The organism is Paraburkholderia sediminicola, from assembly GCF_046027355.1.
Lineage (GTDB): Bacteria > Pseudomonadota > Gammaproteobacteria > Burkholderiales > Burkholderiaceae > Paraburkholderia > Paraburkholderia sediminicola_B.
Map to the genome: position 1 here is coordinate 25,716 of NZ_JAQQEK010000041.1, position 17,636 is coordinate 43,351.

The following is a 17,636-nucleotide window of genomic DNA, read 5'->3' on the forward strand; positions in this document are numbered from 1 at the left end:
CTTCGGCGCTCATGCGCCATCAGACGCACCATGCCGCTGAATCCGAAGATCGAGCAGGTGCTCGACATGATCGCGCGGGCCAGGCGCCCGAAGCTTCACGAAATGACCGCGCAAGACGCGCGCGCCTCCTACGAAAAAAGCGCACCGATTCTGGAGATCGCCAGCGCGCCGATGTTCGCGCTGGAAGATCTGCGTATCCCGACACGCGACGGCGCGACCATTCGCGCGCGCCTTTATCAGCCTGTCGAGCCGAGCTGGGCCGAGCCCGCGCCGGCGCTGGTGTACTACCACGGCGGCGGCTTCACGGTGGGCAGCGTCGATACGCACGATGCGCTGTGCCGGATGTTCGCGCGCGACGGCCAGTGCACGGTGTTATCGGTGGATTACCGGCTCGCGCCCGAATACAAATTTCCCACGGCCGTCGAGGACGCGTTCGACGCCTTGAGCTGGCTGCATACGCATGCCGCGGAATACGGAGTGGATACCGGCCGCCTCGCGGTAGGCGGCGATAGCGCGGGCGGCACATTGGCGACGGTCTGCGCGGTGCTCGCACGCGACGTCGGGATCAAACTCACACTGCAATTGCTGATCTATCCAGGCACGACGAGCTACCAGCAAACTGATTCGCACTCGCGCCTCGCCGACGGCTTTCTGTTGTCCGGCGACACGATTCAATGGTTCTTCGAGCAATACGTGCGCGATGCGAGCGACCGTGAAGACTGGCGTTTCGCGCCGCTCGACGGCCAACGCGGCGCGCCCGATTTCAGCGGCATTGCGCCGGCATGGATCGCCACCGCCGAATACGATCCCTTGAGCGACGAAGGCGATGCCTACGCGGAGAAATTACGCGCGGCGGGCAACACGGTCACGCTCAAGCGCTATCCGGGCATGATCCACGAGTTCTTCAAAATGGGCGGCTTCGTACCCGAGGTCGCGCAGGCGCACGCGGATGCCGCCGCGGCATTGCGCGCGGCGTTCGGCATCGAGTGAACGCGGTTGTTTAGCTAGTCAATCAACCGCCAACGGAATGACCTTCAGGCAATCTCGCGTTCGATATTGAAAGCGAAGCTGCGCTCGAAGTCGCCGGGCCGTGCGATGCGGTGCGAGCCGTTGTCGTCGCTACGCTCGGCGACGGCCACGCTGATCACTTCGCCATGCGCGGCCACGCGCAACGCGGTCGTGCCGCGCGTGCCGTACTCCGGCGTTTCGATGAATGCCGCCGACAGCGCCCGCTCGCGTTCGAGCGGAATGCCGGTGGACGGCAATTCGTCGTCGCGCGCGAGGCGCGGATCGCGCATCAGATCGATCAGGCGTTCGAGCGGCGGCATGGCGTCGCGCGCGAGCACGGCACTCAGTTCCGTGCGCTTATTCACAAGCTTCGGCCACGCGGTATCGAGCACCGCGTTCGAGATGCCGTGCGTGCCAGGTGCGAGCAGCGCGGGCGCGAGATCGCCCCGGTTGCAGTACCAGGCGAGTTCGCGGCGCGTCCAGTCGCCCACCAGCAGATTGAAACCGTTGTAGATGTCGCCGGTTTGCGCGACGTGTTGCAGGTACGCGAGCGGGGTGGCGTGCGGGTTTCCCGTCGCATCGCGCGCGGCGCCGCTCAGCCAGTCGCTGACGAGCGTGCCGCGGGTCGGCGCGTCGGCGCGCATTTCGTGCGGCGCGCGGTAATTGGTCAGCGCGGCGAAGCGGCCGTCGCGCGACATGCCGAGCCACGTGCCGCCGCCCACCAGATCACGGCCGGCCAGCACGCCCGGCGCGTCATGCCACCAACTGATCGGTTCGGCCGTGCGGCGAAAGAATTCGTCGCGATTCGCGGCGAGCGTGAAGAGCGGGCCGTCGACCGCGTCGGGTCGCCAGTCGAAGACGATCAGGCACATCGGGGGGCATCTCCCGGTGGGGCGCTGCAGGTGAAGAGGCCAGTAAAAAGCGGCGCTGGTTGCGCCGCTTCGTACCGCGAGAGAACTTTAAACTTCGGTCGGCAACCCGTAGGGCAGCGCGAGGAAGCGAAGCGCCGGGCCGTCCGCCGCGCCCAGATGCACCGAGCCGTTTTCGAGCGCGGCGAGCTTGATCTCAACCAGCACATCGACACCGCCGTCCGGCGCCGACGCCGCGTTCACGACCATGCCGCACGGCTGGCCTGGATCGTCCGAATGAAACAGTTCCGCGCCGGCGTGCACCGTGTCGAGTTCGCCGGCCACGTTGGCGAGCGATGTGCGCCGCTTGATCGTGCCGCGATACTGGCTGCGCGCCACCACTTCTTGACCGGGATAGCAGCCTTTGCGGAAATTCACCGCGCCGAGCACGTCGAAGTTGACCATTTGCGGCACGAACTGCTCGACCACCGGCTGGGTGATGCGCGGCTCGCCTGCGCGAATGTCGAGCCAGTCCCACACGGCCGGCGAGACGCGCTTGAGTTTTTCGTCGAGCGAGGGCAGGAGCGACTCGACTTGCGCTTTCGGGCCGATCCACAGAAAACGCAGGCGCTCGAGCGCATCGGGTACGCGAATCAGCGAGCCCGCCGCGCCGTCCACTTTCACGTGCACGCCGTCCGGCAGCGCGTCGAACACGCCCGAGAGCGCCTTGCGCACGTCGCCGGCGAGACCGACCACGGCCAGTTCGCCGCTCGCGTCGACGAGCTTGGCTTTGGCGCGCAGCACGAACATGGAGAGCCGCTTCTGCACGGCGGCCTGCACGTCTTTCGACGCCAGCAGGCGGATCGTGTCGCCGCTGCGCCACGTCAGGAACGATGCCAGCAGACGTCCCTTGGCCGAGCAGTAGCCGGCCAGACGCGCATTGGCGGCGTCGAGGTGCTGGGTGTCGTTGGTCAACTGGCCGTGCAGGAAGCTCGCGGCGTCGTCGCCGGTGACGTCGATCACGCCGAACTGCGTGAGCGGCATGTACGCGCCGTGGTGAATGACGGCGTCGAATTCATCGGCGGAAGGGCGCGGCAGCGTGGGCAGGCCGGCCGGCGTGGCGGCAGTGGGCGCCGTGCCTGTGGAAGTGCCTGAAGCGGTAGCGAGCGGTGTGTTCATGGATTCCGAGAACAGTCAATTCTGACTTTAGCTAAGGCAAACAAGTATTATATGCAGTCCAACCCTGCCGCGTTTCGCATGACCCTTTTCAAGAAATGTTTCATTGCCGGCTCACTTGTCATTGTGCTGGCCGCAGCCGCAATTGCCGGCGGGTACCACTGGGCCAACAGCCCACTCGAGCTGACCCCCGCGCAACTCGATGTCACCGTCAAGCCGCACAGCAGCTTGCGCAGCGTCACGCTGCAGCTCAATCGTGGCGGCGTGCCGGTCGAGCCGGAACTGTTCGTCATCATGACGCGGCTGCTGGGGCTGCAAAGCGAGCTGAAATCGGGCAACTACGAATTCAAGACGGGCGTGACGCCGTACGAGGTGCTGCAGAAAATCGCCCGCGGCGACGTCAACGAATACGTGGCGACCATTATCGAAGGCTGGACCTTCAAGCGCATGCGCGCCGAGCTCGACGCCAATCCGGCGCTCAAGCACGACACCATCGGCATGAGCGACACCGATCTGATGAACGCGATCAATGCGCCGGAAGCTTCGATCGGCAATGGCGAAGGGCTGTTTTTCCCGGATACGTATCTGTTCGACAAGAACACCAGCGACCTCGACGTGTACCGCCGCGCCTACCGTCTGATGCGTCTGCGGCTTGATGAAGCGTGGACCGCGCGCGCGCCGAACCTGCCGTACAAGACGCCGTACGACGCGCTGACCATGGCGTCGATCATTGAAAAGGAAACCGGCAAGAAGTCCGACCGGCCGATGGTGGCGGCGGTATTCGCCAACCGTCTGCGCGTGGGCATGCCGCTGCAAACCGACCCGACCGTGATCTACGGCATGGGCGGCGGCTACACCGGCCATATCAGGAAAAAAGACCTGCAGACCGACACTCCTTACAATACCTACACCCGGATGGGTCTGCCGCCGACGCCCATCTCGCTGCCCGGTGTGGCGTCGCTGCAAGCGGCGCTGAACCCGGCGCAAACCACCGCGCTGTATTTCGTGTCGCGCGGCGACGGCAGCAGTATCTTTTCTGACACCCTCGGCGATCACAACAAGGCCGTGGACAAATACATTCGAGGGCAATGATGGCGCGGGGCAAATTCATTACGTTTGAGGGCATCGACGGGGCGGGCAAGACCACCCATCTCAGCTGGTTTCGGGAGCGCCTCGAACAGAAGGTCGCAAGCACCGGCCGCTCGGTCGTGATGACGCGCGAACCTGGCGGCACGCCGCTCGGCGAGCAGATCCGCGAGATCGTGCTGCATCAGAAAATGGACCTCGAAACCGAGGCGCTGCTGATGTTCGCGCTGCGCCGCCAGCATCTGGCCGAAGTGATCGAACCGGCGCTCGCGCGCGGCGACTGGGTGCTGTCGGACCGTTTCACCGACGCGACCTTCGCGTATCAGGGCGGCGGCCGCGGTCTGCCGCGCGACAAGCTCGAAACGCTGGAGCGCTGGGTGCAGGGCGGTTTTCAACCGGACCTGACGGTGCTGTTCGACCTCGCGCCCGAGATCGCCAACGAACGGCGCAGTGCGGCGCGCGATCCGGATCGCTTCGAGAGCGAATCCGTGGCGTTTTTCAACCGAACCCGCACCGAATATCTGCGCCGCGCCGAGGAAGCGCCATACCGGTTCGCTATCATTGACTCCGCGCAGAGCATTGTGCAGATTCAGAGAAAGCTTGAAGAATTGATTGCAGTTCTTTGATTTTAAAAGAATATAACCTTGTCTTATAACGCTGTGCAGAGTTCGTGTTACGTCTCATAAAACTCCTGCAACGGTTTGATTTAAAAGAGAAACGATGATTTATCCGTGGCAAGCCGATGACTGGAACCGCCTGCAGCAGCTGCGCGGCCACTGGCCGCACGCGCTGTTGCTGCATGGACAGGCCGGCATCGGCAAGCTGCGCTTCGCGCAGCATCTCGCGCAAGGCCTGCTGTGCGAGGCGCAACAGCCCAACGGCGAGCCGTGCGGCGCGTGCGTGGCCTGCAACTGGTTCGCGCAGGGCAATCATCCGGACTACCGGATCGTCGTGCCCGAGGCGCTGGCCGCCGAAGCGGGCCTGAACAACGCCGCGGACGAGAAAGCCGACAAGGCCGACGCCGACGAAGGCAAGAAGACCCGCGCTCCCAGCAAGGAAATCAAGATCGAGCAGGTTCGCGGCTTGCTCGACTTCGTCGGCGTGGGTTCGCACCGCGGCGGCGCGCGCGTGGTCGTGCTGTATCCGGCGGAAGGGTTGAATATCGCCGCGGCCAACGCGCTCTTGAAGACGTTGGAAGAACCGCCGGCGGGCGTCGTGTTCCTGATGGTGTCGGCGCGGATCGACCGCCTGCTGCCCACTATCATCAGCCGCTGCCGCCAATGGCCGATGACCATCCCTGCGCCCGAAGCGGCGACGAAGTGGCTCGCCGCGCAAGGCGTGGCCGAAGCGCCCGCGCTGCTCGCCGAAGCCGGTGGCGCGCCGCTCACCGCACTCGCGCTCGCCAGCGACGAGAACCGCGCGCTGCGCGACTGGACGCTCAAGCAACTCGCCGCCGGCCCCGATTGCGACGCCTTCGCCTGCGGCGAGGCGCTGCAGAAGCTGCCCGCGCCGCTGGTGCTAGGCTGGCTGCAACGCTGGATGTACGATCTGCTGGCGCAGCGCACGGCGGGCGCGCCACGTTACTTTCCGCAAGCGTCGGCGGCGTTGACGCGCTGCGCGTCGCAGGCCGATGCCAGCGCGTTCGCGCGCTTCATGCGCACCGTGACGCGCCAGCGCGCCGTCGAGAATCATCCGCTGAATGCGCGGCTGGTGTTCGAGGAACTGTTTATCGGCTACCGCGAGCTGTTCGCGTAAGTCTGTCCGTGGGGCACGCCGGCAGCGGCAGGCGCGCTTCGCAGCGCTTTACCGCACTAGGCTGCCGGCGCCGGTCCATCTTTCGTCCTATTCCCGTTTTGGCCTTCCATCTCACGTTCAACGCACCATGAGCCTTTCCTACCGCGATGCCACGCTCGACGATCTGCCCGCGATCGTCGCCATCTACAACTCGACTGTGCCGTCGCGGCAAGTGACGGCCGATCTCGAGCCGGTCAGCGTCGAAAGCCGGCTGGGCTGGTTTCACGCGCACGGTCCGCAAAAGCGGCCGTTGTGGGTGGTGGAAGACGCGCAACAGCCCTGCCGTGTGATCGCGTGGCTGAGCTTCTCGGATTTCTACGGCCGTCCGGCCTATCAGCGCACCGCCGAAGTCAGCATCTATCTCGACGAAAGCGCGCGTGGCCGCGGCCTTGGCAAGCAATTGCTGGCGGCTTCGCTGGCGGCGGCGCCGGCACTCGGCATCGACTCCGTGCTCGGCTTTATCTTCGGCCACAATGAGGCGAGCCTGCGCCTGTTCCGCGCCTTCGGTTTCGATACGTGGGGCTCGCTGCCGCGCGTGGCCGTGCTGGACGGCGTGGAGCGCGATCTGGTGATTCTCGGCAAACGCCTCGACGCTGTTGCGGCCGCCGCGAACGCCGCCTGATTCACCTTGAGCACTTCCTAAGCAGGACATCACCATGTTTGTCGACTCGCACTGCCATATCAACTTCGAAGGACTCGCCGACCGCCTGCCGCAGGTGCTCGAGAATATGCGCAGCCACTCGGTCACGCATGCGCTGTGCGTGTCCGTCGATCTGGAAACGCTGCCGTCCGTGCTCGACATCGCCAGCCGGTATGAGAACGTGTACGCCTCGGTCGGCGTGCATCCGGATCACGAGGACATGCGTGAGCCGAGCGTCGCCGAACTGGTCGAGCTGGCCGGGCATCCGAAGGTGGTCGCGATCGGCGAGACCGGCCTCGACTATTACCGCCTGGAAGGCCGCACGATCGCCGACATGGAATGGCAGCGCGAGCGCTTTCGCACCCATATCCGCGCGGCGCATGCCACTGGGAAGCCGCTGATCATCCATACGCGCTCGTCGTCGGAAGACACGCTGCGCATCATGGCCGAGGAGCGCGCGGGCGAGCCGGGCGGCGTGATGCATTGCTTCACGGAACCGTGGGCCGTCGCCGAACAGGCGCTGGCGCAGAATTTTTACATCTCGCTGTCAGGCATCGTCACGTTCAAGAGCGCGACCGACGTGCAGGACGTCGCGCGCCGCGTGCCGCTCGAGCGTTTGCTGATCGAAACCGACTCGCCGTACCTCGCGCCCGTGCCGTATCGCGGCAAGCCTAATGAACCTGCGTACGTCAGTTATGTCGGACGGTTCATTGCGCAGCAACGCGAGATGCCGGAAACGGCGCTGGCCGCCGCGACCACGCAGAACTTCTTCCGCCTTTTCAAGATCCCCGCGCCCGCTGGTGCGTGATACGTAAAGTCGATCAATATCAAAAGGATAGGGACGTTTCCTAAAGTTAAATATGAGAGAAATTTCGATGTCGATTGCAGCATCCCAAGACACTTCCGCAGCGCGTGGCGCGCTGGCTTCGGCACGGCGCGGCGCCTCGCGCGTCGCATTCGCGGCGGCGCTGGCGTGCGCCGCGCTGAGCTCGCTGGTGGTGTCGCCGGCTCAGGCTGCGCCGATCGATTCGCTGATCAAATCGGTCAAGTTCGACGACGTCGACGGCGTCAACAAGTTGCTCGCCAAGGGCATGGACCCCAACAGCGTGGATAACCAGGGCATTCCGCTGCTGGTGCTGGCCGCGCGCGAGAAATCGGACAAGGTGGGCGCCGCGCTGGTCGCCAATCCGAAAACCAACATCGAGATTCAGGACAAGGCCGGCGAGAACGCCATGATGATGGCCGCGCTGAACGGTGACCTCGACTTCGTCAACCTGCTGATCGCGAAAGACGCCGAGGTCAACAAGAAGGGCTGGGCGCCACTGCACTACGCGGCGGCGAACGGCCATGACGACATCGTCAAGGTGCTGCTCGACCATTCGGCCTACGTCGACGCGGGCTCGCCGAACGGCACCACGCCGCTGATGATGGCCGCGCGCGGCGGTCACGTGTCGACGGTGAAGCTGTTGCTCGACAACGGCGCGGACCTGACGGTGAAGAACCAGATCGGCATGACGGCGCTCGATTTCGCCAAGACCTACAAGGAGCCGGACGTGGTCGAAGGGCTGACCGCGCGCCTGCAGCAGATGCAACAGAAGTGATGTGAGTGGCGGCGGGAGTCGGCGGCGGCTCACGAGCGGCCGACTCGCTTCGCCAGAGCACCGCGCTCAAAGGCCAGCCCGGTCCGCCGGCCGCCTGGGCGCCGCAATCTGAGCTTTAGGCGTGCTAGCGCCGAAGCACGAAACTACCGGTGCAGCCGCCACCGTCTGGCAAGCCAGTAAAAAGTGCCTGAAGATAGCGGCGCCGCGCACGCTTGCGCTTCGCAAAACAGTGCAGAATGACGACTTTGGCGCGCCGCCTGGGCGCGCCGTTTGGACGCGGCGAAAGACCGCCTGATAAACGACCCTGGAAAGGAACACCATGCTGCGGGCTTTGATTTTCGCCAGCGCGCTTGCCGTACCGCTATCGGCAGCCGCGTTCACGGGAGGCGACCTCAACAAGCTGTGCACCAAGACGGACGTGGCATCGCGTAGCGCGTGTGCCGCTTATATCGAAGGCGCCGCCGACGGGATCTTCAACACCATCGACGCGATCGGCGGGACTACCGGTCCGCGCGTCGGCCAGTACTTCTGCCTGCCGCAGGACGCGCGTTCGGCGCAGCTGACCGACGCAGTGCGCAAGTATATTGCGGAGAATCCGAACGTCGCGGGCTATAACGCCAGCACGGCGATCTCGCTGGGGCTCGGCAAAGCGTTTCCCTGCAAGAGCGGTAGTTGAATTGAATCACGGCTGATGCCTCGCGCACCGGTAGTATCGGGCGCGGTGGGCGTTTTAGCTTGCGGGTATGTTTCGGGTTTTCAGCAGCCGGAACCCCGCCGGGGGCTTTTTCGAAGCCCCGCCTGAAAACCGGTTTAAACCCCGGCCGTCCGTTTGTAGAAGCGGCTGGCCTCGGCACCTTTCCAAGATCGCGCTGACGAACGACCTAAGATGTCTGTAGGCAGTCCGCGACGGCGCGCAGTCGTGCGGCTCGCGCCCGTTTCTTTGGCGGACCCTTCGCCACCGGCGCCCCGCATCACGCAACACGGCAGCCGCGTTCGAGGCTCGTCGGCTCCGCGCCCCGTTCCGCGCTGGTTCTGTCCATATTCAAGCCAAGGAGGAAAAGCCCCTTCATGCCAACTCTCGACGAACTCAGCCGCATGGCCGAAGCGCCGCTGCATACGTGGCTCGGCGCGTTGATTGTCTCGGTCATCGGGATGGTGCTGGCCGTGGGCATTCATCGGATCGGCGCGCGCATCGTGACGCGGCTCGCGCGGCCTTATCCGCTCACCAGCGTGGTGCTGCGCTATATCGACAAGCCGTCTTTGTTCGTGCTCGTGATCCTCGCGCTGGAGGCGGTGTGGTCGGAAGCGCCCGACACGCTCACCTTCATCACACCGCTGCGCGACGCTGTCGCAATCACGCTGATCGGCGGGATCACGTGGCTGTCGGTGCGCTCGGCGGCGGCGATCGGCGAGGCGATCATTCAGGCCCATCCGCTCGATACCGCCGACAACCTGCAGGCGCGCCGCATCCATACGCAAGCGCGCGTGCTGGCGCGCTCGGTGATGTTCGTGATCGTGATCGTCGGCGTGGGCGGTGCGTTGATGACGTTTCCCAGTGTCCGGCAGATCGGCGCGAGCCTGCTGGCGTCGGCGGGCGTGGCGGGCCTGGTCGCCGGTATCGCGGCGCGGCCGGTGCTCGGCAATCTGATCGCCGGCTTGCAGATCGCGCTGTCGCAGCCAATCCGTCTCGACGACGTCGTCGTCATCCAGGGCGAGTGGGGGCGTATCGAGGAAATCACCGGCACGTATGTGTCGGTGCGTCTGTGGGATCAGCGGCGGCTGATCGTGCCGCTGCAATGGTTCATCGAAAACCCGTTTTCCAACTGGACGCGCAGCAGTTCGCAGATCATCGGCACGGTGTTTCTGTACGTCGATTACCGCATGCCGCTCGCGCCGTTGCGCGAGGAACTGGCGCGCATCGTCGAGGACGCGCCCGAGTGGGATCGCCGCGTGCAGGTGCTGCAGGTCACGGACGGCACCGAGCGCTCCATGCAATTGCGCGCGCTCGTCAGTTCGCTCGATTCCGGCCTGAACTGGGATTTGCGCTGCCGGGTGCGCGAGGGGTTGCTCGATTTCATCCAGCAGCATTACCCGCAGTACTTGCCGCGAGCCCGTGCGGAAGTGTCGGCGGAACTCGAAACCGGCAACGGTGAACCGCTCGACTGGGTGCCGCGCAGCACGCAGACGCCGGCCGGCAGCACGGCCGCGCATACCGAGGCCGATCCGGTGGCAAGCCGCGCCGGACGGCCATCGGCAACCGATGCGCCGCGGCCGGTGAAGGAAAAGGTTTGACGGCGGAAAGCGGCATACTCTGGCGTGGCGGGCCGATGAATGCAACTGATCGGGCACTAAAGCGGTCGAACCGTCCACGCACTCACCAACCTGGCGCGGCATCGCGTGCCCCATCGTGTTTCCGGTTCTCGCTGCGCCCATTGCAGGCGAGACACCGCGAACACCTGACAACGCACCCAGCGCGCCGCGCGAACCAAGGAGGACATGCAACATGGGCCGACTGATCGTCGTGTCGAATCGCGTCGCAACGCCGACGGAAACCAAGGGCTCGGCCGGCGGCCTCGCGGTCGGCGTATTCGGCGCGCTGAAGGATGCCGGAGGCGTGTGGTTCGGCTGGAGCGGCGACGTGGTCAGCGAAACCGTCGCCAACGCGGGTCCGACGCTGGAGCAGGACGGCGCGGTGACTTTCGCAACCGTCGGTCTCACGCGCAAGGATTACGACCAGTACTATCGCGGCTTTTCGAACGCCACGCTGTGGCCGGTGTTCCACTACCGCAACGACCTCGCACGCTACGAGCGCGAGGAGTACGCGGGCTACCGGCGAGTCAATGCGTGGCTCGCGCACAAGCTGATCAAGCTGCTCGAGCCCGACGACGTGATCTGGATTCACGACTACCATCTGATCCCGTTTGCCGAGGCGCTGCGTAACGAGGGCATCACGAATCGCATCGGCTTCTTCCTGCACATTCCGTTTCCCGCGCCGCAGATCCTGCTGAACATTCCGCCGCATGAAGAACTGGTGAAGTCGCTGTCGTGCTACGACCTGCTGGGCTTCCAGACCGCCACCGACGAGCTTGCCTTCAAGGATTACGTCACGCGCCACGCGCGCGGCACGGTGGGCGCGGACGGCGTGGTGGAAGCATTCGGCCGCAAGCTGCATACGGGCGTCTACCGCATCGGCGTGTTCCCCGACGAGATCGCCGAGCAGGCGAAGCGCTACGAAAGCCGTCAGCACGTGCTCGACCTGAAGCAGAGCCTGGAAGGGCGCAAGCTGATCATGAGCGTCGACCGGCTCGATTACTCGAAGGGTTTGGTCGAGCGCTTCCGGGCGTTCGAGCATCTGCTGGAGCGCTCGCCGGAATGGCGCGGCAACGTCACGCTGGTGCAGATCGCGCCGCCGACCCGCTCGGACGTCGCCACCTATCAGAAGATCCGTCAGGATCTGGAGTACGAAGCAGGGCGCATCAACGGCCGTTACTCGGGCCTCGACTACACACCGATCCGTTATCTGAACCAGCAGTACGACCGCTGGAAGCTGATGTCGCTGTTTCGCGAATCGCAGATCGGTTTCGTGACGCCCCTGCACGACGGCATGAATCTGGTCGCGAAGGAATACGTCGCCGCGCAGAATCCCGACGACCCCGGCGTGCTGGTGCTGTCGATTTTCGCGGGCGCGGCGGCGGAGCTGACCGGCGCGCTGCTGGTCAATCCGCATGATGCGATCGGGATGTGCGAAGCGTTGCAGCGCGCGTTGCAGATGCCGCTTGACGCGCGTCAGCGGCGTCACGAGATCAACATGGCGGCGCTGCGCAAGAACGATCTCGGCGTGTGGCGCGATACCTTCCTGCGTGATCTGCGCAGCGTGCCCGAACAGAAACCGGGCAAGGGCGGCGGGCATAAGTGATGGGGCGTTTCCACGGGGTAGTTTTGCGAGGCGCGTCGCGCCTCGCTGCTGAAGGCTGGGCGGTCGCATGTTGACCACGTTGGCTGTCGCGGGTTACCGCTCGCTGCGCGAGTTGATCGTGCCGCTCGGCCGCCTGAATGTAATTACCGGTGCTAACGGCAGCGGCAAGTCGAGCGTGTACCGTTCGCTGCGCCTCCTGGCCGAAACGGCGCGCGGTGGCGTGATTACCTCGCTGGCGCGCGAGGGCGGCTTGCCGTCCACGCTGTGGGCCGGTCCTGAGCGCTTTTCGCGGGCCATGCTGGCGGGCGACCTTCCGGTTGAACCGCTTCGCCGCAAAGACCCGGTAAGTCTGCGGCTCGGCTTTTCCGGCGACCAGTTCGGCTACGCGATCGATCTCGGTCTGCCGCTTCTCAATCGCGCCACGCGCTTTCCGCTCGATCCCACCATCAAGCGCGAATGCATCTGGAGCGGCCCCGTGCTGCGGCCGTCAGCCTTGCTGGTGGACCGCCACGGTCCGGCGCTGCGCACGCGCGATGAGCAGGGCGACTGGCAAACCATTCCACAACCCGTCGCCAGCTTCGACAGCATGATGACGGAGTTCTCCGACCCGCGGACCGCGCCCGAGATGGTCACGGTGCGCGAGCAGATCCGCTCGTGGCGCTTCTACGACCATTTCCGCACCGACGCCGAAGCGGCCGCGCGTCTGCCGCAGATCGGCACGCACACGCCGGTGCTCGCGAACGACGGCGCGGACCTCGCCGCGGCCTTGCAAACCATCCGCGAAATCGGCGACCCGGCTGCGCTCGACGCCGCCATCGACGACGCCTTTCCCGGCTCGAGCCTCGACGTCACGACACAGGACGGCCGCTTCGAAGTGGTGATGCAGCAGCACGGCCTGCTGCGACCGCTGAAAGGCGCGGAGCTATCGGACGGCACCTTGCGCTATCTGCTGCTGGTCGCGGCCTTGCTGACGCCGCGTCCGCCTGAACTCCTCGTGTTGAACGAACCCGAGACGAGCCTGCATCCGGACCTGCTACCGGCGCTCGCCCGCCTGATCGCGCGGGCGGCTGCCCATTCGCAGGTGCTGGTGGTGTCGCATGCGGCGCGTCTGATCGCGGCGCTCGAGCGTGAGGAAGCGAGCCAGTCGATCGTGCTGGAAAAGCAGTTCGGCGCAACCCGCATCGCCGACGCCGACGACCGCGATTTGCCGGCCTGGAAATGGCCCACGCGCTGATAGGTAAAGCCGTTCACGCATCGAGCCGTATGTAAGCTGAATGTAACAGCACCTAGGAAATGCAAGACCAGAGGCTTTTTGTTGTCCTGTAGTGAATAATGCTTCGATGCCGGTGGTGCACGCGGCCGGATTCGGCCGTTGCATTGATCGGAGGTATCGGCGCTGTCATACTCAGCGCCGCTGACGCGCACCGCCTCGCGGCGCAAGCCGTCAGCTCACGGAGACATAATATGAAGATTGCGCAGATCGCCCCCTTGACCGAATCCGTGCCGCCGAAGCTGTATGGCGGCACGGAGCGCGTCGTGTCGTACATCACCGAGGCGCTGGTCGATCTCGGCCATGACGTGACGCTGTTCGCGAGCGGCGACTCCGTCACCAGCGCGAAGCTCGAAGCCGTCTGGCCGCGCGCGCTGCGTCTCGATCCGGGCATTCGCGACCGCGTGGCGCCCCATATGCTGCTGATGGAACTGGTGCGCCGTCAGGCCGAGAACTTCGACGTCCTGCATTTTCACCTCGACTATTACTCGTTCTCGGTCTTCAAGCGCCAGGACACGCCGTTCGTCACGACGATGCACGGCCGCCTGGACTTGCCCGAGCAACAGCCGGTGTTCGACACGTTCAACACCGCGCCGGTGATCTCGATTTCGAATTCGCAGCGGCATCCGCTGCCGCAGGCCAAGTGGCTGACCACCGTCTATCACGGCTTGCCGGAACAGCTCTACACGCCGCAGCCGGTCGAGCAGAAGTACCTCGCGTTTCTCGGCCGGATCTCGCCGGAAAAGCGCGTCGACACCGCGATCCGGATTGCGGGCCGCTGCGGCATGCCGATTCGCATCGCCGCGAAAGTGGATGCCGCCGATCGCGAGTATTTCGAGCGCGACATCCGGCCGTTACTGGATTTGCCTTATGTCGAGTTCATCGGCGAGATCGCGGATAACCAGAAGGCCGAATTCCTGTCCGGCGCGCACGCGCTGCTGTTCCCGATCGACTGGCCGGAGCCGTTCGGCCTCGTGATGATCGAAGCAATGGCATGCGGCACGCCGGTGATCGCGTTCAACCGCGGCTCGGTGCCGGAAGTGCTGGAAGACGGCGTGACGGGTTTTATCGTCGAAGACGAAATCGGCGCGGTGGCGGCGGTCAATCGCCTGCACAAGATGCCGCGCGCGGGCGTGCGGCAGCGCTTCGAGGAGCGCTTCACCTCGCACCGCATGGCGCAACAGTATGTGGATGCGTATCAGTTGGTGATTCGCGCGCAAAAGCGTTCGCGCTTCAAGGTGATCGATACGTCGGGAAGCTGAGCTGAAGAGATTCGGCTCATGCGGCAGGTGAAAAAAGAGCGGCGATGCGAGGTACGCATCGCCGTTTTCATTGGCGCACGGCTCGACACGATTGCGGCTTTCGCATCAGGCAAGGGGGGGTAGCGATGGGCTGCGATTGCGACTACGGCCGGCAAAAGCTCACCGGCGCGGCGCACGCCGCGTTGCTCACGTTGCAAAGGCAGGCTGCGCAGGATTGCGTCTGACCCGGCACCGCTGCTCACGGAACCCGGCGGATCAGACGCACACCCCGCAGACCGGCAACCAGACGGCGTGCCTAGATCTTCAGGCGCGTGACCTTGGTGCCCTGCAGCGATATATCGGCCATCAGGCCGGCATTGGTCAGGATGAACACTTCGACCGGAGCCGTCGCCGTGTTGCTGTCGATCGCGCCGTTGGCGCCCATCTTCACCAGCGCGACGGACGCGTCACCGCCTACCGACCAGCCGTCGGCATTGCGGAATTTGTCCAGGGCGTCCTGCGTCATGAACAGGAAGATGATCGCCTTCGACTGAGCACCCGCCTGCAGGCCGAACGAACCCGAAATCGTGCTGTAGTAACCGACTGTGCCGCCGCCTACGCGCAGCGAGCCTTCGCCATACTGTCCGCCGACGACGAAGCCCGCCTGCAGCACCGACGGGAACACGAGAACGCCACGCGCCTTCGAGACCAGTTCGCGCGAACCCTTGACGGTCGTGAAGAGGCGCGACATGGTGCCCTCGACGCTAGCGTCGATCGACTGGCGTTTGGCTGAATCGGTGGCGGGTGTATCGGGGTTGCCTTTATTGGTCGTGCAACCAGCCAGTGCAAGGCCTCCGAAAGCGAGCGCAGCGGTAGTCTTCAACATGAAGTTTCGTCTTTGCATCGTTTTTCTCCGTCATGGTTCCGGGGCGCAACCTCATCTGACTTGCCAGGTTGCCTTTGAGTTATATCACACGCAAGCCCAAAAGGCGCGCTTCCTCATCAGGCGAAAAGCCTTGTGCGGCGGGGGTTTCGGGCTAATCGTAAGATGTCGTGCGGTAACTTTGACCGGCGCTGCAGCGCGCCTGGAAGCTCCGCGCAGCGCGCGTTCGAATGGGCTCCCGGTGAATCGCGCCGGGTTTCGCCGGAGCCGATCAGAGCAAAGCCGCGACGGTAGCGACCATTCGTTTTTACCGATTTTGCGCCGCGCGAATCGACATTGAAATCAAATTGAAAGTGTTGCCTCGACGCAGCAGATCGGCCGGCATAGCGGCCCGCAATCGGCCTTTTGATCCGGACGCGCGCTCAGCCGTGGTTCGCCGGACTCTTGACCGCCGGCGGGCGCCGCAGCGCGCGGCGCACCATGCCGATCAGCACGCCGAGCAGAAACAGCGTCACGGCCGGCACGATCCAGTAGCCGACGAATGCGTGCCAGAGATAAGCCATCAAGGTGGAGCGGCGCACGCTGTATTCATTGCGGGCGTCCTGCTGACGCGGCGCGTTGGCGGCCAGCACATCCGCCGGACAGCCCGCGGCTTGCGCTTCGTCGGGCTTGCCGTGACAGCGCGCAGCGGCGCCGGCGGCGCGCTGCGCGTCAGTGAAATTCCAGGTGGTCAGCGCACGGTCGAGGTCGACGGCGTTGTACGCCATTTCCTCCCGGATCTCGCTCACCGCCACGATCGCCACGGGCACCGCCCAAAATATGATGACGACCAGCCACCGCCTCAACCAGCGGTTTTTATGCTTCGATACCATCCTTGCCTCCGATGGATGCTCTGCAGCACCAACGACAAGATGGCGGCCCGTCTAATGTTGTATAGGGGGGTGGGCCGTCTCCGCAGCCATCATAGAAGAAAAATGGCGGGTTCGGGCAGATGCACTGCGAAGGGCGGGGCGAGCGCCGGAAGACAGCGCCGATGTGTTCGAGCGGAGCGCGCTCAGGCGCCGCGCATGTCGCGCGGCGCCGATTCGTTGTGTTTAGTTAGCCGGTGCGGACGACAGGCAGGTCTTCATGAACGCCTTGCGGTCATCACCCTTCTTGCCGGTGGCTTGCGCGTTGCACGCCTTCATCTTGTCCTGCTGGCTCATCGGCGCAGCGGCGGCCGGCTTGGCGGACAGGCAGGTCTTCATGAACGCCTTGCGGTCGTCGCCCTTCTTGTCGCCGGCCTGCTTGTTACAGTCGGCCATTTTCGTTTGCTGGCTGTTCTGCGCGAACACCGGCGAAGAAACGAGGACAGCGCCCAGCACCAGCGTAGCGATAGCGGATTGGATTTTCATGTGACACTCCATCGGTGGTGAAAACGTTTTTGGTCGTTCATGCGCGCGGGCGTCAACGATATCCAGGACCCTCGGCACGTCCATTATGGCAAATGCTGTCTGCCAGAACGGCCAAAACCACATTCCGGTTGACAGACGCTCACGCTGGTTTTCCCTTACGTGACGGGGACTGACGGCGGATTGGAGTATGCAATGGCGAATGGCGAGAGTGGGGAATGATGTTATGCATTCCAGATTAAATGCATGAAGCGCATTCAAACGAATTAGCACGATGCCATTCGATAAGACCGATCAAAAATTCAAACATGCTTTGCGCATTGCTGCACATGCAATTGAATTGTAATTCGGCAGGAAATTCCACCACCCAACATATGGGTAATATTGACCAGGATGCATGTCGCCCGTTGCGTCGCTGGTCTGCGCTCACACTGGCCAAAGAGGCTCGCCATGCACTATCTGTTGATGTACGACCTCGTGTCCGATTACCTCGAGCGGCGCGCCGCGTATCGCGATGAGCATCTGAAGCTCGCCTGGGCCGCCACGGAGCGCGGCGAGCTGTTGCTGGCCGGCGCGCTGGCCGAGCCCACGGACACCGCCATGCTGCTCTTTCAAGGCGACTCCGCCGCTGCCGCCGAAGCCTTTGCCAAGGCCGATCCGTATGTACTTGCCGGTCTCGTGACACGCTGGCGCGTGCGGGAATGGACGACAGTGGTGGGCGAGGGCGCGGCGAAACCAGTGCGCTGAAACCTGGTCTATCAGTTGTATCAGTGGAGTGTCGA

General features: G+C 64.3%; 18 protein-coding genes. 13 read left to right on the forward strand and 5 right to left on the reverse strand.

What is annotated here, in order from left to right; genetic code table 11:
* Positions 1-30 precede the first annotated feature (30 nt).
* Entirely contained in the window at positions 31-990 is a 960-nt protein-coding gene (locus PQR42_RS39590; protein WP_408391326.1) for an alpha/beta hydrolase, read from the forward strand.
* 44 nt (positions 991-1,034) lie between these two features.
* On the opposite strand, the gene PQR42_RS39595 is transcribed toward PQR42_RS39590, so the two are convergent.
* Together PQR42_RS39595 and ygfZ are read right to left on the reverse strand one after the other, a co-directional pair.
* On the reverse strand, positions 1,035-1,880 hold the full coding sequence (locus PQR42_RS39595) for an NRDE family protein (protein WP_408391328.1): 846 nt from the start codon (positions 1,878-1,880) through the stop codon (positions 1,035-1,037).
* A gap of 87 nt (positions 1,881-1,967) precedes the next feature.
* A complete protein-coding gene (gene ygfZ / locus PQR42_RS39600; RefSeq protein ID WP_408391331.1) occupies positions 1,968-3,035 on the reverse strand; it encodes a CAF17-like 4Fe-4S cluster assembly/insertion protein YgfZ in 1,068 nt (355 codons plus the stop codon).
* Positions 3,036-3,113: 78 nt separating this feature from the next.
* Between ygfZ and mltG the strand changes: the two genes are divergently transcribed.
* From mltG to PQR42_RS39655, 11 genes are all read left to right on the forward strand, one after another.
* A complete protein-coding gene (mltG, locus tag PQR42_RS39605) occupies positions 3,114-4,124 on the forward strand; it encodes an endolytic transglycosylase MltG (RefSeq protein ID WP_408495234.1) in 1,011 nt (336 codons plus the stop codon).
* The gene (gene tmk / locus PQR42_RS39610) at positions 4,124-4,744 is read left to right on the forward strand and encodes a dTMP kinase (RefSeq protein WP_408206580.1); all 621 of its coding nucleotides are present in this window, start codon (positions 4,124-4,126) and stop codon (positions 4,742-4,744) included. Before mltG ends, tmk begins: the two co-directional genes overlap by 1 nt.
* Positions 4,745-4,838: 94 nt before the next feature.
* Positions 4,839-5,873 (forward strand): DNA polymerase III subunit delta', encoded by a 1,035-nt coding sequence (locus tag PQR42_RS39615; protein WP_408391333.1) that lies wholly within the window; start codon positions 4,839-4,841, stop codon positions 5,871-5,873.
* Between the two features lie 127 nt (positions 5,874-6,000).
* A complete protein-coding gene (locus PQR42_RS39620; RefSeq protein WP_408495236.1) occupies positions 6,001-6,534 on the forward strand; it encodes a GNAT family N-acetyltransferase in 534 nt (177 codons plus the stop codon).
* Positions 6,535-6,568: 34 nt separating this feature from the next.
* Positions 6,569-7,360 carry a TatD family hydrolase gene (locus tag PQR42_RS39625; protein WP_408391336.1) on the forward strand — a complete coding sequence of 264 codons (792 nt, stop codon included), beginning with the start codon at positions 6,569-6,571 and terminating at the stop codon, positions 7,358-7,360.
* Between the two features lie 67 nt (positions 7,361-7,427).
* Complete coding sequence (locus tag PQR42_RS39630; RefSeq protein WP_408206510.1) at positions 7,428-8,153, forward strand: ankyrin repeat domain-containing protein; 726 nt, start codon at positions 7,428-7,430, stop codon at positions 8,151-8,153.
* Between the two features lie 319 nt (positions 8,154-8,472).
* A complete protein-coding gene (locus PQR42_RS39635) occupies positions 8,473-8,829 on the forward strand; it encodes a Rap1a/Tai family immunity protein (protein ID WP_012432952.1) in 357 nt (118 codons plus the stop codon).
* Positions 8,830-9,221: 392 nt separating this feature from the next.
* A complete protein-coding gene (locus PQR42_RS39640; RefSeq protein WP_408391339.1) occupies positions 9,222-10,445 on the forward strand; it encodes a mechanosensitive ion channel family protein in 1,224 nt (407 codons plus the stop codon).
* A gap of 211 nt (positions 10,446-10,656) precedes the next feature.
* A complete protein-coding gene (otsA, locus tag PQR42_RS39645; RefSeq protein WP_408206515.1) occupies positions 10,657-12,069 on the forward strand; it encodes an alpha,alpha-trehalose-phosphate synthase (UDP-forming) in 1,413 nt (470 codons plus the stop codon).
* Positions 12,070-12,136: 67 nt separating this feature from the next.
* Positions 12,137-13,303, forward strand: a complete 1,167-nt coding sequence (locus PQR42_RS39650) for an AAA family ATPase (RefSeq protein WP_408391342.1) — start codon at positions 12,137-12,139, stop codon at positions 13,301-13,303.
* Positions 13,304-13,533: 230 nt separating this feature from the next.
* The gene (locus PQR42_RS39655; protein WP_408175437.1) at positions 13,534-14,601 is read left to right on the forward strand and encodes a glycosyltransferase family 4 protein; all 1,068 of its coding nucleotides are present in this window, start codon (positions 13,534-13,536) and stop codon (positions 14,599-14,601) included.
* A gap of 295 nt (positions 14,602-14,896) precedes the next feature.
* Here PQR42_RS39655 and PQR42_RS39660 read toward each other — a convergent pair whose 3' ends face one another.
* The 3 genes from PQR42_RS39660 to PQR42_RS39670 all read right to left on the reverse strand — a co-directional run bounded on the left by PQR42_RS39660 (position 14,897) and on the right by PQR42_RS39670 (position 16,857).
* Positions 14,897-15,484, reverse strand: coding sequence for a BPSL1445 family SYLF domain-containing lipoprotein (locus tag PQR42_RS39660; protein ID WP_408391344.1), 588 nt, complete (start codon positions 15,482-15,484; stop codon positions 14,897-14,899).
* A 401-nt stretch (positions 15,485-15,885) separates the two neighbouring features.
* Positions 15,886-16,335 (reverse strand): hypothetical protein, encoded by a 450-nt coding sequence (locus PQR42_RS39665; RefSeq protein WP_408206525.1) that lies wholly within the window; start codon positions 16,333-16,335, stop codon positions 15,886-15,888.
* Between the two features lie 222 nt (positions 16,336-16,557).
* Positions 16,558-16,857, reverse strand: a complete 300-nt coding sequence (locus PQR42_RS39670; protein WP_408206527.1) for a PsiF family protein — start codon at positions 16,855-16,857, stop codon at positions 16,558-16,560.
* Positions 16,858-17,304: 447 nt separating this feature from the next.
* Between PQR42_RS39670 and PQR42_RS39675 the strand changes: the two genes are divergently transcribed.
* A complete protein-coding gene (locus tag PQR42_RS39675; RefSeq protein ID WP_408206529.1) occupies positions 17,305-17,601 on the forward strand; it encodes a YciI-like protein in 297 nt (98 codons plus the stop codon).
* The last annotated feature ends 35 nt before the right edge of the window (positions 17,602-17,636 follow it).

Coding starts and splice junctions, on each gene's coding strand:
- PQR42_RS39595 (WP_408391328.1), bottom strand. CDS start 1,880: ATGTGCCTGATCGTCTTCGACTGGCGACCCGACGCGGTCGACGGCCCG.
- otsA (WP_408206515.1), top strand. CDS start 10,657: ATGGGCCGACTGATCGTCGTGTCGAATCGCGTCGCAACGCCGACGGAA.
- PQR42_RS39620 (WP_408495236.1), top strand. CDS start 6,001: ATGAGCCTTTCCTACCGCGATGCCACGCTCGACGATCTGCCCGCGATC.
- PQR42_RS39660 (WP_408391344.1), bottom strand. CDS start 15,484: ATGCAAAGACGAAACTTCATGTTGAAGACTACCGCTGCGCTCGCTTTC.
- tmk (WP_408206580.1), top strand. CDS start 4,124: ATGGCGCGGGGCAAATTCATTACGTTTGAGGGCATCGACGGGGCGGGC.
- PQR42_RS39655 (WP_408175437.1), top strand. CDS start 13,534: ATGAAGATTGCGCAGATCGCCCCCTTGACCGAATCCGTGCCGCCGAAG.
- PQR42_RS39665 (WP_408206525.1), bottom strand. CDS start 16,335: ATGGTATCGAAGCATAAAAACCGCTGGTTGAGGCGGTGGCTGGTCGTC.
- PQR42_RS39675 (WP_408206529.1), top strand. CDS start 17,305: ATGCACTATCTGTTGATGTACGACCTCGTGTCCGATTACCTCGAGCGG.
- PQR42_RS39670 (WP_408206527.1), bottom strand. CDS start 16,857: ATGAAAATCCAATCCGCTATCGCTACGCTGGTGCTGGGCGCTGTCCTC.
- PQR42_RS39625 (WP_408391336.1), top strand. CDS start 6,569: ATGTTTGTCGACTCGCACTGCCATATCAACTTCGAAGGACTCGCCGAC.
- mltG (WP_408495234.1), top strand. CDS start 3,114: ATGACCCTTTTCAAGAAATGTTTCATTGCCGGCTCACTTGTCATTGTG.
- ygfZ (WP_408391331.1), bottom strand. CDS start 3,035: ATGAACACACCGCTCGCTACCGCTTCAGGCACTTCCACAGGCACGGCG.
- PQR42_RS39615 (WP_408391333.1), top strand. CDS start 4,839: ATGATTTATCCGTGGCAAGCCGATGACTGGAACCGCCTGCAGCAGCTG.
- PQR42_RS39635 (WP_012432952.1), top strand. CDS start 8,473: ATGCTGCGGGCTTTGATTTTCGCCAGCGCGCTTGCCGTACCGCTATCG.
- PQR42_RS39630 (WP_408206510.1), top strand. CDS start 7,428: ATGTCGATTGCAGCATCCCAAGACACTTCCGCAGCGCGTGGCGCGCTG.
- PQR42_RS39590 (WP_408391326.1), top strand. CDS start 31: ATGCCGCTGAATCCGAAGATCGAGCAGGTGCTCGACATGATCGCGCGG.
- PQR42_RS39640 (WP_408391339.1), top strand. CDS start 9,222: ATGCCAACTCTCGACGAACTCAGCCGCATGGCCGAAGCGCCGCTGCAT.
- PQR42_RS39650 (WP_408391342.1), top strand. CDS start 12,137: ATGTTGACCACGTTGGCTGTCGCGGGTTACCGCTCGCTGCGCGAGTTG.